Here is a 13763-nt window from a genome sequence, read left to right on the forward strand (position 1 = left end):
CTCGTGTACCCCGAAGGGCCTTACCGCTCGACTTGCATGTGTTAAGCACGCCGCCAGCGTTCGTCCTGAGCCAGGATCAAACTCTCCGTTGAAATTTATATAACAAACCACACTCAAGGAGTGTGGAGAGTCAACACATCGAGTAGATCCTCTGGATATCTCAGAAACAATCAAACTGACTTGAATCATAGTTATTCAAAGGAATCCGCCACAAACAAAAGACAACCCAACACCCAAAATCCCGGAAGGGACCAGGGCGAACAAGATCATCCAATGCCGTGAACGGGGTTAAAGCTGTATTTCGGCATTGACTTTCGGCACGCTGTTGAGTTCTCAAGAATCGGACGCACACCGCATCCCCAGCCTCTCGGCCTGGACTCCGGGGCAACCTGCGCTACTCTACCGGATCAGATCCATCGGGTCAAGACCCAAGATGTTCCGATCTTCACCCCGCGCCTCAACTGTCGACCCGAGCCCGATGGGCACGTTTCGACCTGGGTTAGCTTTGGGGGGTTCGGAGCGTCCGGCCGCTTGCGCGTCCCGCACTCGCTCCAACAAGAAGAACAGTACGTGGCGGGCCGGTAGCCGGTCAAATCGGTTTCAGGTGCACCTGATCACACGGCTGTAGTTTGCCGCCGGCATCGAGATGCAGGGGGTGATCCCGCACCTCGACGACGCCCGGCGACGGGTTGTCAGCTCGAGGCCGACGAGGCCAGAACCCCTGCGAATGAACGCTTCCCGCGCCGCAGTACCAGTGCTCCGCCGGGCAGCAGGTCGTCGGTTCCCGGCACGTACTCGGCGTCGCTCACCTTCACGTTGTTCAGGTATCCCCCGCCCTCCGCGACGGTCCTGCGCGCGGCCGACTTGCTGGCCACCAGGCCCGCCTTGACGAGCAGGTCGCCGTACGTCGGCATCGGTTCGCCGGCGGCGAGCTCCACGTGAGGCGCCTCGCGCAACGCGGCTACCAAGGTGTCCCCGTTGAGGGATGCCAGTTCACCCTGTCCGAAGAGTGCCTTCGACGCCTCCTGCACCCGGCGGGTCTCGTCCTCGCCGTGCACCAGCGTCGTGACGTCCTCCGCCAGCACCCGCTGAGCCTCCCGGGCGTGCGGACGCTCCTCGGTCGCCTGCTCGAGCGCGGCGATCTCCTCAGCTGTCCGGAACGTGTAGAACCGCACCAGCTGCATCACATCGCGGTCGTCCGTGTTGAACCAGAACTGGTAGAACGCGTACGGCGAGGTCAGCTCCCGGTCCAGCCACACCGTGCCCGACTCGGTCTTGCCGAACTTGGTCCCGTCCGCCTTCGTCACCAGCGGGGTCGCCAGCGCGTGGGCCTTCGCCGACTCGGTACGCCGGATCAGTTCGACCCCGGCGGTGAGGTTCCCCCATTGGTCGCTGCCACCGGTCTGCAGGGTGCACCCGTAGCGCCGGTACAGCTCCAGGTAGTCCAGTGACTGCAGCAGCACGTAGCTGAACTCCGTGTAACTGATCCCCTGCTCAAGCCGGGCCTTCACGACCTCGCGGCCGAGCATCCGGTTCACCGGGAAGTGCTTGCCGATGTCGCGGAGGAAGTCGAGCGTGTTGAGGTCCTTGGTCCAGTCGTAGTTGTTCACCATCCGCGCCGGGTTCGGCAGGGACGGGTCGAAGTCGACGAAGCGCTCCACCTGGCTGCGGACCTTCTCCACCCACTGCTGGACGACGTCCTTGGGGTTCAGCACCCGCTCGGACGATTCCTTGGGGTCGCCGATCAGCCCGGTGGCGCCGCCGACCAGCCCGATCGGGTTGTGGCCGGCCAGTTGCAGCCGCCGCAGGGTGAGGAGTTGCAGCAGGTTGCCCATGTGCAGACTCGGCGCGGTCGGGTCGAACCCGACGTACGAGGTGATCGGGTCGGCCGCCATCGCGGCTCGCAGCGCGTCGGGATCGGTGGAGTGCGCGATCAGGCCACGGCTCTCCAGGTCGTCGAGCACCTGGGTGCGGCTTGCGGTCCCGCTGTCGGTCACTGGCGTTCTCCTCGAGTCACGTCGGATCACCGACAAGTGTCCTGTACCCGTTCCAGCCCCCGTGGGTCGGGAGGGGTCAGGTCGCCTCGGGCCGTGACAGTACTGCGCGCAGTTGCGCGACCAGGGCGTGTCCGTCGGGCCCGTGCACGGTGGCAGCCGTCGGGCGATGGGGATCGTGGGCTCCGGGGTCCGGGTTCGGCACCGGGAGACCGTGGGACAGCACCTGCTCGGCCGGGGTCAGCTGGCGGATGCCGATGGCCCGGACGTGCTCGGGATGCGTCTGGGCGAAGTCGCCGTACAGCTGTGGGTCGTGCTGGCCGTCGTCGCCCACCAGCACCCACCGCACCTTGGGGAACTCCGTGGCCAGCCGGCGCAGCGCGGTGCGCTTGTGCTCGCGGCCGCTGCGGAACCAGCCGGTGTTCGTCGGTCCCCAGTCGGTCAGCAGCATCGGGCCGGCCGGGAAACCGTGCCGCGCGAGAAACCGGGTCAGCGTAGGCGCCGTGTTCCAGGCTCCCGTCGACAGGTAGAAGATCGGCGCGCCCGGGTGGTCGGTGAGCAGCTCGGCGTACATCTCGGCCATGCCGGGGACGACCCGGCGGGCCTGCTCGTCGCGGACGAAGGTGTTCCAGGCGGCGATCATCGGACGCGGCAGCATCGTCAGCATCACCGTGTCGTCGATGTCGCTGACCAGGCCGAAGGTGGCGTCCGGGTCGGGCACGAACACCTTGCCGCGGGCCTGCCGCTCGCCGTGCACGCCGAGGCTGATCTCGTGCCAGCCGGGCGGCAGCACCACCGGCACGCTCAGGTCGATGAACCCGCCGCGGTCCGTGGTCCCCTCGAAGCTCTCCCCTGCGACCGTGACGGCCACCTGTACTCCGGTCGCCGGCGCCGTGACGAAGACCCGCCAGCCGCGCACCACCTGGTCCTCGTCGTACCGGGGCTGGTTGCGCGGGTCGCGGCTGAGCACGACGCGGGCCATCACCCGGGTGAAGTCCTGGGTGCCGTAACCGACGTGCGGGATGATCCGCTCCCGCCAGCCACGCCTGCGCAGGATCGCCTGCACACCGGCGTTGAACCAGTCCTCCAGTCGGGAGGAGTAGTGCGGACGGGCCATGCCACGAAACCTACCCGTCCCGGGGGCTCGTACGCGCACCCGCCGGACTGTCCCCGGCGACCTTTACTGTCTCGATATGACTCCGACCACTGCCGCCCTGGGGATGTGCTTCCCCCGAACGTTTCCCGCCGCGCTCGTCACGGATGTCGCAAGGCGCCTCGAGCAAGGAGGCGCCGACGAACTCTGGGTGATCGAGGACTGCTTCTACACGGCCGGGCCGTCGCTCGTCGCCGCGGCGCTGTCGGTGACGGAGCGACTGACCGTCGGCCTCGGCATCGTGCCGGCGGTCGCCCGGACCGCCGCTGTCACGGCGATGGAGTTCGCCACGCTGTGCGCGCTCGGACCCGGGCGGTTCCTGCCGGGCATCGGGCACGGCGTACAGGTGTGGATGGACCAGATGGGCGTGCGGCCGAAGTCGCCGCTGACCACGCTCGAGGAGGTGACCGTCGCGGTCACCCGCCTGCTCGCGGGCGAGACGGTGAGCATGGACGGCAAGGTGGTCTACCTGCAGGACGTGAAGCTCGACCAGCCGCCGGCAGACCCACCGCCGATCGTGCTCGGCGTGCGTGGACCGAAGTCGCTGGCCCTGGCCGGCCGGGTCGGCGGAGGGGTCGTGCTCGCGGAGCCGGCCAGCCCGTCGTACGTGCGGGCGGCGGTCGAGGCGGCCGGTGCGCCGGAGGGATTCGTCGTCGCGGCGTTCAGCGCGTTCTGCGTGCGCAGCGACCGCAAGACGGCGTACGAGTGGACCGCGCCGTGGCTGGCCGGGCTGATCGAACAGAAGAACCCGGCACTGCCCGCGCTGCCGTTCTATGACGACCTCCTGAAGCGGTACTCTGAGTCCGGCGTGCCGGGGCTCGTCACGATGCCGCAGGACTGGTGGACCGAGCTCGGCCCGATCGGCACGCTCGACGACGCGGCGGCGCACATCGAGGCGCTGGAAGCCGCCGGGGTGCACCACATCGGTCTGTTCCCGGACCCCGAGGTGGAGCACGGCCTGCCGATGTTGGAGCACGTCGTCGCGCTGGCCAACCGGTGAACACCAGCCAACCGGTGAACACTGGCCAACCGGCCGATCAGGAGCGGCGTTTGGGAACGTGCGGGCGGTAAGGGGAGACCGTGGGATCGCCGGGGATCCAGAAGCGCCAGGGTCGGTCGGCGGCCTCGCGGAGACCGACCCGCGGACCGGTGGACGGCTCGCCCTCGAAGCCCGGGCCTTCGAGGAGCTGCATCGGCGACCCCGGGTCCAGGAGGTCCGCGCCGTTCGCCTCCCGGTCGATGCCGAGCGCAACACATAACCGTGCCGGTCCGCGCGCCAGATCCCGGTCCGGATCCGCCTTGGCCTGTCGGCCGGGCGGCTTGCCCGGCACCACCCCGCCCGGCGTTCCCGGTCCGGTGATGCCCCTCTTCCCCGGCAACACCTCGCTCGTCTTCCCCGTCCTGCCGAGGGTGGCGGGCCCGGACGCCGACTGGTTGAACTTCGCTTGTGCAGTGTCCGGTTGGCCTCGGCGCTTGCGGGCGAGGTCGTGGCCTTCGACGATCTCGCCGGCCCGGAAGAGGACCGCTGACGGTTGGCCGTCCGGGCCGGCGCTGACGTTCATGCAGAAGTGCATGCCGTAGGTGAAGTACACGTAGAGGAATCCCGGCGGCCCGAACATCACCGCGTTGCGCGCCGTCTCCCCGCGGTAGGCGTGCGACCCCGGATCGTTCGGGCCGTCGTACGCCTCGACCTCGGTGAGGCGTACGGCGACGGTCCCTTCGTCGGTGGTGCTGCGCAGGACCATACCGAGCAGCCTCGGCGCGACTTCGAGGACCGGGTCGGCCAGCAGCGCGCGAGGTACAGGCATGCAGCGACTCTAGTTGGCGGGCCTAGGACCCTAGGCGAGGCGCCGGGCGTGGGCGGCGGCGCGGCCACGCAGCTCGGCCAGTTGCTCGGCGACGCGAGGGCCGGCGGTGCCGCCCCGGCCGTTGCGGGAGGCAACGGATCCCTCGACGCTGAGGACCGAGCGCACCTCGGGCGTCAGCGACGGCGAGATCGCGGCCAGGTCCTCGTCCGACAGGTCCCACAGCTCGATGCCGCGCTTCTCGCACTCCTGGACACAGGCTCCGGCGAGCTCGTGCGCGACCCGGAACGGCACCTTCTGCCGGACCAGCCACTCGGCGATGTCGGTCGCCAGCGAGAACCCCTGCGGCGCCAGCTCCTCCAGCCGCTCGGTGTTGAAGCGCAGCGTGCGGATCATCCCGCTGAACGCGGGCAGCAGCACCTCGAGGGTGTCCACGGAGTCGAAGACCGGCTCCTTGTCCTCCTGCAGGTCCCGGTTGTACGCGAGCGGCTGCGCCTTCAGCGTCGCGAGCAACCCGGTCAGGTTGCCGATCAGCCGGCCGGCCTTACCACGGGCGAGCTCGGCGATGTCCGGGTTCTTCTTCTGCGGCATGATGCTCGAGCCGGTCGAGTACGCGTCGTCCAGCTGGACGAACCCGAACTCCTTGGTCGCCCAGATGATCACCTCCTCGGCCTGCCGGGACAGGTCGACGCCGACCTGCGCGGTGATGAAGGCGAACTCCGCCACGAAGTCGCGCGCCGCGGTGCCGTCGATCGAGTTCGGCGAGGAGTCGGTGAAGCCCAGCTCGGTCGCGACGAACTGCGGGTCGAGCCCGAGCGAGCTGCCCGCCAGCGCCCCCGACCCGTACGGCGAATCGGCGGCGACCCGGCTGTCCCACTCGGCGAGCCGGTCGAGATCGCGGATCAACGGCCAGGCGTGTGCCATCAGGTGGTGCGACAGGAGCACCGGCTGCGCGTGCTGGAGGTGGGTCCGGCCCGGCATCGCGACGCCGAGGTGCTTCTCGGCCTGCTCGGCGATGGTGGTCACCTGGTCCAGCACGAGCCGGCTGATGATCCGGCCGTGGTCGCGAAGGTAGCTCTTGAACAGCGTGGCGACCTGATCGTTCCGGGACCGGCCGGCACGCAGGCGGCCACCGAGCTCGGCACCGAGCCGCTCCAGCAGGCCACGTTCCAGCGCGGTGTGCACGTCCTCGTCGTCCTCCGCCGGGAGGAACGCACCTGAGAGGACATCGGCCAGTAGCTCGTCGAGCCCGGCGAGCATCTTGGTGAGATCCTCGTCGGTCAGCAGTCCGGCGCGGTGCAGCACCTTCGCGTGCGCCTTCGACCCGGCGATGTCGTAGGGAGCCAGTCGCCAGTCGAACTGGGTCGACTTGCTCAGGGCCGCCAGCGCATCCGCGGGCCCACCCGCGAACCGCCCACCCCACAACGCCGCACTCTCACCGCTACCTGTACTCACACCCATATCCTCTCAATTGGTCATTCACTTGCCGAAGGCCTCCCGCCACTCACGGGCCGACGCCTCGTCGTAGAAGCGGCTGAACCGGCAGTTCCAGGCGATCTCGTTCACCAGCGAACTCGAAATGTTGTCGAGCACGGCGCCGGTGATCAGCAGCCGGCTACCCACCGTGTAGGGAAAGCCGTCAACGTAGTCGTTGTCTGGGCTGGGCGGGATGCTGCCCTGCAGGAGCACCTGGGTCGGGGTTCCACCGGCAGGCTTGAACCACTCCCTCACCTTGAAGGTCACCACGGAGTAGCTCTGCCGTAAGTAGTTCGGGTAGGCCGTTCCGGGCCTGGCGATCGACACCACCGTTCCGTCGAAGGCGAACGGCTGTTTCTTGAGCTGCTGCGGTGAATAGCGGTAGGCGCAGGACGACGCTGCCCCGTCGTCGAGGTACCTGGGCGCCGACGCAGTCGGCCGACTGACGGCCGGCGTGGGTTGGTCGCCCGCGACCGGTGGATCGCCGGCGACCGGTGGTTCGTCTCCGAACGGTTTGACCACAAACGTGCCGATCACCGCGACGACAACGACCACCGCGGCAGTTGACAGAACTGGAAGCATTGGACGCCGTCGCCGGCCGGCCGTGGCCCTTTGTACGGCGTGCTGCGCGCGGGCGAGCGTTTCCGGGGAAGCTGGGTGTACTTCGCCGGCTGCGGTGAGGGTGTCCCAGCCGGGGATGGTCTTCAGGTCGTCGTCGGTCATGAGTCGGCTCCCAGTTTGTGGTCGGTGGTCTCGTCCACTACTTGCGCCGATTCACCCAGTCGTTCGTCCATTCGTCGGCGGGCACGGTGTAGCCGGGAGCGAGCCGTCCCGGCGGGGATACCGAGGACCTGCCCGGCTTCCGACGGGGTCAGGTGCTCCCAGGCGACCAGGAGCAGGAGTTCGCGTTCCACTGCGGGGAGAGAACGTAGTGCTTCTCGTAGAGCCGGGACCAACGCGGCGGCATCCAACCGGGCATCGACCGCCGCACCCTCGTCCGTCGGACGGTCGGCCCGGAAAGCCCGCCCCAGCACGGCCCGCAGCTTGTGGCGCCGGTAGTAGTTCTGCAGGATGTGCCTGGCGATTCCGAACAGCCAGCCCCGAGCACTACCGAGCTCCGGGTCGAAGGTGTCCCGGCTGCCGAATGCTGCCAGCCACACATCCGCCAGCAGGTCGTCCGCCACGCCCCCACTCGTCCTACGGCTGAGGTAGGCGTGCAGGTCGGCGCTGTGCAGGTCGACCAGGCCCTCGAAGGCAGCCGGAGCCAGTCCCGCGACCGGCTCCTCGTCCGCTGTCATCTCGTCCCCTCCTGAGCCGTCCGCCACGAACCGCTCGCCAGGTACTTGGCACGAAGGGGCTGGAGCGTTCGCGGCTACTTGGCCTCGCTGCGGGCAGCCAGGCTGAGGAACCTGGCTGCGAGGGCCTCGCCCCCGGCCGGGTCGCGAGACACGACCATCACGGTGTCGTCGCCGGCGATGGTGCCGAGTACGTCGTCCAGTCCTACGTGGTCGATCGCCGACGCGAAGTACTGGGCCGCACCCGGCGGGGTTCGGAGGATGACCAGGTTGGCGCTGCCCTCGGCAGAGACCAGGAGCTCGGACGCCACCCGGCCGAGCCTGGCCTCGAAGGCGGCCGCCTCGCCGGCGCGCGGAGTACGGTCGCCGCCTTCGCCCGGTACTGCGTACACGAGGAGGCCGGCGGAGTCGCGCACCTTGACCGCGCCGATCTCCACCAGATCGCGGGACAGGGTCGCCTGACCGACGACGAGCCCGGCAGCCGCTAGGAGGTCCGCGAGCTCCGTCTGGGAGCGGACCGGCTGACGACCGAGCAGGTCGACGATCCGCTGCTGACGCGCGGTCTTAGTGGTCGGTACGACGATAGTCATGAGCTGAAGTTCCTCGCCAGGAGCCAGGAGAGCAGCGCCTTCTGCGCGTGCAGCCGGTTCTCCGCCTCGTCCCAGACCGCTGACTGTGGGCCGTCGATCACGGCGGCCTCGATCTCCTTGCCCCGGTACGCGGGCAGGCAGTGCAGCACGATCGCGTCGTCCTTCGCCTTGGACATCAGTTGCTCGGTCACCGCATACGGAACGAAAGGTGCCTCCCGCAACTCCGCCTCGAACTCCTGGCCCATCGACACCCAGGTGTCGGTGGCAACGACATCCGCGCCGGCGGCCGCCTCGAGCGCGTCCGCCGTCCAGGCCACCGATCCGCCCGTGGTGGCGGCGATCTCGGCCGCCTTCGCGAGGATGGCGGCATCGGGCTGGTAGGTCTCGGGTGAGCCGACGACCACATGCATCCCGGCGGTCGCACCGCCGAGTAGATACGAGTGCGCCATGTTGTTCGCGCCGTCGCCGAGGTAGGCGAGCTTCAGGCCGGCGGTGCCACCCTTGTGCTGCCGGACGGTGAGCAGGTCCGCGAGGATCTGGCAGGGGTGGAACTCGTCGGTCAGCGCGTTGATCACCGGCACCCGCGAGGCACCGGCCATCTCCTCGATCCGGGTCTGGCCGGAGGTCCGCCAGACGATCGCGCCGACCTGGCGGTCGAGCACCCGCGCGGTGTCCGCGATCGGCTCACCCCGGCCCAGCTGCGAGGTCTGCGCGTCGATGATCAGCGGTACGCCGCCGAGATCCGCGATGCCGACCGCGAACGAGATCCGGGTCCGGGTGGAGGTCTTGTCGAAGATCACCGCGACGGTCTGCGGCCCGGCCAGCGGCTGGTGCCCGAACCGGTCGGTCACCATCTGCTGCGCGAGCGTCAGGACCTCGTCCTGCTCGACCGGGCTGAGATCGTCGTCCCGCAGGAAGTGCCTGGTCATACGCCCTCCACCTGGTCGAGCATGCTGGGCAAAGCCGCGACGAAACTGTCAGCGTCAGCCTTGCTCAGAATGTACGGCGGCGCCAGCCGAACCGCGTCCGGAATCGGGTTGTTCACCACGAAACCGGCTTCCAGCGCCAGCGCGGCGATCCGGTCCGACACCGGCTGGGTCAGCTGGATGGCGAGCAGCAGGCCGCGACCGCGGACACCGGCGATCAACGGATGGTCGAGCGCCTCGATCGCCGATACCAGGTGGTTGCCAACGGCATTCACATTGTCGAGCAGGCCGTCCCGCTCGATCACCGTCAGTACTGCGAGACCGGCGATCGCCGCGACCGGGTTGCCGCCGAAGGTCGTGCCGTGGTTGCCGGGCTGGAGCAGCTCCGCGGCGGCGCCGAACCCGAGGCAGGCGCCGATCGGGATGCCCGCGCCGAGGCCCTTCGCCACGGTGACGAGGTCGGGGGTGATCCCCTCGGCCTGGAAGGCGAACCAGTCACCGGTCCGGCCGACACCCGTCTGGATCTCGTCGATCCACAGCAGCGCGCCGTGCTCGGCGGTGATCTGCCGCGCTGCCTGCAGGTAGCCGTCCGGCGGGACGATGACGCCGTTCTCCCCCTGGATCGGCTCGAGTACCACCGCAGCCGTCTCGTCGTCCACCGCGGCGGCGAGCGCGGCCGCGTCGCCGTACGGGACGAAGGTGACGTCGCCGGGCAGCGGTGCGAACTGCTCCCGGTACGCCGGCTTCCAGGTGATCGCGAGCGCGCCCATCGTCCGGCCGTGGAAGGCGCCGACGGTGGAGACGATCTTGGTCCGGCCGGTCTTGCGGGTGATCTTGAAGGCGGCCTCGTTCGCCTCGGTGCCGGAGTTGGTGAAGAAAACCTTGCCCTCGGTGTCGAACAGCGACAGCAGCTTCTCGGCCAGCGCGATCTGCGGCGCGGAGGCGAAGAAGTTCGACACGTGGCCGAGGGTGGCGAGCTGGCTCGTCACCGCGGACACCACGAACGGGTGCGCGTGGCCGAGCGAGTTCACCGCGAGCCCGCCGAGCAGGTCGAGGTACTTGCGGCCGTCGGCGTCCCACAGGTACGCGCCCTCGCCGCGGACCAGGACGCGCTTCGGGGCGCCGAAGGTGTTCATCAGGGCATTGGTGTAGCGCTCGGTGAGCGCGGACCCAGTGCCGTCGACGGTGAGCAGTTCGGTCATGACGGGATCACCTGGGTTCCACTTCCGGCGTCGGTGAAGATCTCGAGCAACAGCGAGTGCGGCACCCGCCCGTCGATCACGGTCGCCCGGGACACCCCGGACTGGACCGCGCGCAGGCAGGCCTCCATCTTCGGCACCATCCCGGACGCGAGCGAGGGCAGCAGCTCGGCCAGTTCGGCGGCGTCGATCTGGGTGACGATCTCCTCGCTCTCCGGCCAGTTGCGGTAGAGCCCGGCGACGTCCGTCAGTACGACGAGCTTCTCCGCGCCGAGCGCCACGGCCAGGGCGGACGCGGCGGTGTCGGCGTTCACGTTGTGCGCCTGGCCGTCCTCGTCCGGGGCGATGGTGGAGACGACCGGGATCCGGCCGGCATCGATCAGGTCGACCACGGCCTCGGGGCGGACGTCGACCACGTCGCCGACCAGGCCGATGTCGACGGACTCGCCGTTGATCATCGCGCCCCGCCGCTCCGCGGTGAACAGCCCCGCGTCCTCGCCGGACATGCCGACGGCGAACGGGCCGTGCGCATTCAGCAGGCCGACCAGTTCCCGGCCGACCTTGCCGACCAGGACCATGCCGACGACGTCCATCGCCTCGGGCGTGGTCACCCGCAACCCACCGCGGAACTCGCTGTCGATGCCGAGCCGGGCGAGCATGGCGCTGATCTGCGGGCCGCCGCCGTGGACGACGACCACCCGGACCCCGCAGTGCCGGAGGAACACGATGTCGGAGGCGAACGCCTGCTTGAGCTCGTCGTCGACCATCGCGTTGCCGCCGTACTTGACCACGATCGTCTTGCCGTGGAACTCCTTCAGCCAGGGCAGCGCCTCGGTGAGCACGGCGGCCTTCTCGACCGCGGACGCCTGGCTGGCCGCTGTGGTCGGACTCGTCGTGGTCACGAGGAGTACGCCGAGTTCTCTTCGACGTACGCGTGCGAGAGATCCGTGGTGAGCACCGTCGCCGACGCGTCGCCGGCGTGCAGGTCGATCACCACGTCGATCTCGGGGCCGCTCAGATCGGCCTCGGAGCGATCCACACCCTTGCCACCGGCAACGCAGATGGGGGCGCCGTTCAAGGTGATGTCGAGCAGCGCCGGGTCGAACGCGGTCGGGGCGTTGCCGACGGCCATCGCGATCCGGCCCCAGTTCGGGTCGGAGGCGAAGAAGGCGGTCTTGCAGAGGTTGTCCTCAGCAACGACCTTCGCGGCGGCGACGGCCTCGGCTTCGGTGGCCGCGCCGTTCACGGTGATGCTGACGTGCTTGGTGACGCCCTCGGCATCCGCCTGCAACTGCTTCACCAGGTCTGCAGCCAGGGCGGTGAGGGCCGCCTCGAACTCGTCTGCTGCCACCGTGACACCGGAGGCGCCCGAGCTGAGCAGCAGCACGGTGTCGTTGGTGGAGGTACCGCCGTCCACGTCCAGCCGGTTGAAGGTCTTGCCGACCGCGTTCCGCAGTACATGGTCCAGATGCGGCGGGTCCACCACCGCGTCGGTGGTGATCACCGACAGCATGGTCGCCATGTTCGGGGCGCACATGCCGGCGCCCTTCGCGAAGCCGCCGATGCTCCAGCCGTCCGGGTGCCGCAGTACCGCCTGTTTCGGCACGTTGTCGGTCGTCATCACCGCGGTCGCCGCTGCGAGACCGTGCTCTGCAGTCGATCCCAGTGCGTCGACGCACTGGGAGATCCCCGGGATCAGCTTCTCCATCGGGAGCGCCTCGCCGATCAACCCGGTGGAGCAGACGCCGATCTCGGCCGCGCCGACCTGCAGGACCGCCGCGAGCTCTTCGGCGGTCGCATGGGTGTCCTGGAACCCCTCGGGTCCGGTGCACGCGTTGGCGCCACCCGAGTTGAGGACCACTGCCTTCAGCTTGCCCGCGCTGAGGACCTGCTGGGACCAGAGCACGGGAGCGGCCTTCACCTTGTTGGTGGTGAAGACGCCCGCTGCGCCGTTGTCCGGCCCGTCGTTGACGACCACGGTCAGGTCCGGCTTGCCGGCCGGCTTGATCCCCGCGATCACCCCGGCCGCACGGAAGCCGGCCGGCGCGGTGACTCCGGCGCTCCGATCGACCTGGGCGGCGTGCGGGGTGACGGCGAGGGTCACGGTGCTACTCCTACGAGGGGAAGGGCCAGGGTCTCGTCGAGGCCCGCGGCCAGGTTCATGCACTGCACGGCGGCGCCGGCGGTGCCCTTGGTGAGGTTGTCCATCACGGCCACGATCACGGCGCGGCCGGTCCGCTGGTCCAGCGTCACCTGCAGCTGGACGGTGTTCGCGCCGAGTGTCGCCTGCGTCTGAGGCCACTGTCCCTCGGGCAGCAGGGCGATGAACGGCTCGTTGCCGTAGGCATCTTCATAGACCTGCCGGAGGGACTCCGCGGTGGTGCCTTCGGCGACGGGTGCGCTGCAGGTGGCGAGAATCCCGCGCGGCATCGGCGCGAGCACCGGGGTGAACGAGACGGAGACCGCCGCGTCCGTGACCGCGGCCAGGTTCTGCTCGATCTCCGGGGTGTGCCGGTGCACGCCGCCCACGCCGTACGCGGTCGCCGAGCCCATCACCTCCGCGCCCATCAGGTGGGCCTTCGGGCCCTTGCCCGCGCCGGACGTCCCGCTCACCGCGACCACCACCAGTTGGCCGGGATCGACGAGACCGCCCTGTACTGCGGGGAGCAGCGCGAGCGTGGAGACGGTGGGGTAACACCCCGGTACTGCGACGCGGTTCGATCCGCGCAGCTTCTCCCGCTGACCGGGCAACTCGGGCAGACCGTACGGCCAGTGGCCGGCGTGCTTGCCGCCGTAGAACTCCACCCACGCCTCGGCGTCGATCAGCCGGAAGTCCGCGCCGCAGTCGATCACGGTGACGTCCTCGCCGAGTTGCTCGGCGATTTCGGCGGACTGCCCATGCGGAAGCGCCAGGAACACCACATCGTGACCGGCGAGCGTCTCCGCCGACGTCTCGACCAGGGTGCGCCCGGCGAGAGGCAGTAGGTGCGGGTGATGCCGGCCCAGCGTCGTCCCGGCACTGCTGCCGGCGGTCAGCGCCCCGATCTCGACCTCCGGGTGCACGGACAGCAGGCGAAGCAGCTCACCCCCGGCATATCCACTCGCACCGGCTATCGCGACCTTCAGACTCATATGAATGAGTATGCCATCCATCGGAAGAATATCCAACCGACCCACTCCGGAATGGCGGGTTGTTCGACCGGTAGCGGGGTGTTCGACCGCTGGCGCCCTACAGAGCCTGTTGGGGAATGGTTTTGGCTGGCGGAGGTCAGGGGTGTTGGTGGGGCTGTGGGTGTTGGGGCCCTGGGGCCGGGGCCTGCACCCT

13 protein-coding genes and 1 rRNA gene are annotated in these 13763 nt (G+C 69.1%); 1 reads left to right on the top strand and 13 read right to left on the bottom strand.

Annotation, left to right across the window (positions count from 1 at the left end; all coding sequences use genetic code 11):
- The 3 genes from EV644_RS43825 to EV644_RS43835 all read right to left on the bottom strand — a co-directional run.
- Positions 1 to 92: ribosomal RNA gene (locus EV644_RS43825) — 16S ribosomal RNA — on the bottom strand; the annotation flags it as partial.
- Between the two features lie 600 nt (positions 93 to 692).
- A complete protein-coding gene (tyrS, locus tag EV644_RS43830) occupies positions 693 to 1997 on the bottom strand; it encodes a tyrosine--tRNA ligase (RefSeq protein ID WP_132197632.1) in 1305 nt (434 codons plus the stop codon).
- A 76-nt stretch (positions 1998 to 2073) separates the two neighbouring features.
- A complete protein-coding gene (locus EV644_RS43835; RefSeq protein WP_132197630.1) occupies positions 2074 to 3111 on the bottom strand; it encodes an App1 family protein phosphatidate phosphatase in 1038 nt (345 codons plus the stop codon).
- A 76-nt stretch (positions 3112 to 3187) separates the two neighbouring features.
- Here EV644_RS43835 and EV644_RS43840 point away from each other — a divergent pair, with 76 nt between their 5' ends.
- Positions 3188 to 4147 carry an LLM class flavin-dependent oxidoreductase gene (locus tag EV644_RS43840; protein WP_241999452.1) on the top strand — a complete coding sequence of 320 codons (960 nt, stop codon included), beginning with the start codon at positions 3188 to 3190 and terminating at the stop codon, positions 4145 to 4147.
- 37 nt (positions 4148 to 4184) lie between these two features.
- On the opposite strand, the gene EV644_RS43845 is transcribed toward EV644_RS43840, so the two are convergent.
- From EV644_RS43845 to argC, 10 genes are all read right to left on the bottom strand, one after another.
- On the bottom strand, positions 4185 to 4955 hold the full coding sequence (locus tag EV644_RS43845; RefSeq protein WP_132197628.1) for a DNA-3-methyladenine glycosylase: 771 nt from the start codon (positions 4953 to 4955) through the stop codon (positions 4185 to 4187).
- Between the two features lie 30 nt (positions 4956 to 4985).
- On the bottom strand, positions 4986 to 6413 hold the full coding sequence (argH, locus tag EV644_RS43850; protein ID WP_132197626.1) for an argininosuccinate lyase: 1428 nt from the start codon (positions 6411 to 6413) through the stop codon (positions 4986 to 4988).
- Between the two features lie 18 nt (positions 6414 to 6431).
- The gene (locus EV644_RS43855) at positions 6432 to 7151 is read right to left on the bottom strand and encodes a hypothetical protein (RefSeq protein ID WP_132197624.1); all 720 of its coding nucleotides are present in this window, start codon (positions 7149 to 7151) and stop codon (positions 6432 to 6434) included.
- Positions 7148 to 7726, bottom strand: a complete 579-nt coding sequence (locus EV644_RS43860; RefSeq protein WP_132197622.1) for an RNA polymerase sigma factor — start codon at positions 7724 to 7726, stop codon at positions 7148 to 7150. Before EV644_RS43860 ends, EV644_RS43855 begins: the two co-directional genes overlap by 4 nt.
- A gap of 74 nt (positions 7727 to 7800) precedes the next feature.
- On the bottom strand, positions 7801 to 8313 hold the full coding sequence (locus EV644_RS43865) for an arginine repressor (RefSeq protein WP_132197620.1): 513 nt from the start codon (positions 8311 to 8313) through the stop codon (positions 7801 to 7803).
- Positions 8310 to 9242 (bottom strand): ornithine carbamoyltransferase, encoded by a 933-nt coding sequence (gene argF, locus EV644_RS43870; RefSeq protein WP_132197618.1) that lies wholly within the window; start codon positions 9240 to 9242, stop codon positions 8310 to 8312. The genes EV644_RS43865 and argF overlap by 4 nt, the downstream gene beginning before the upstream one ends.
- Positions 9239 to 10441 (bottom strand): acetylornithine transaminase, encoded by a 1203-nt coding sequence (locus EV644_RS43875; RefSeq protein WP_132197616.1) that lies wholly within the window; start codon positions 10439 to 10441, stop codon positions 9239 to 9241. The genes argF and EV644_RS43875 overlap by 4 nt, the downstream gene beginning before the upstream one ends.
- Positions 10438 to 11340 carry an acetylglutamate kinase gene (gene argB / locus EV644_RS43880; protein WP_132197614.1) on the bottom strand — a complete coding sequence of 301 codons (903 nt, stop codon included), beginning with the start codon at positions 11338 to 11340 and terminating at the stop codon, positions 10438 to 10440. Before argB ends, EV644_RS43875 begins: the two co-directional genes overlap by 4 nt.
- Positions 11337 to 12542: a bifunctional glutamate N-acetyltransferase/amino-acid acetyltransferase ArgJ gene (gene argJ / locus EV644_RS43885; protein ID WP_132197612.1), complete on the bottom strand. Its 1206-nt coding sequence runs from the start codon at positions 12540 to 12542 to the stop codon at positions 11337 to 11339. Before argJ ends, argB begins: the two co-directional genes overlap by 4 nt.
- Positions 12539 to 13570, bottom strand: a complete 1032-nt coding sequence (gene argC / locus EV644_RS43890) for an N-acetyl-gamma-glutamyl-phosphate reductase (protein ID WP_132197610.1) — start codon at positions 13568 to 13570, stop codon at positions 12539 to 12541. The genes argJ and argC overlap by 4 nt, the downstream gene beginning before the upstream one ends.
- Positions 13571 to 13763: the final 193 nt, after the last annotated feature.

This window comes from Kribbella orskensis (genome assembly GCF_004342085.1).
In the GTDB taxonomy this organism is placed as follows: Bacteria; Actinomycetota; Actinomycetes; order Propionibacteriales; family Kribbellaceae; genus Kribbella; species Kribbella orskensis.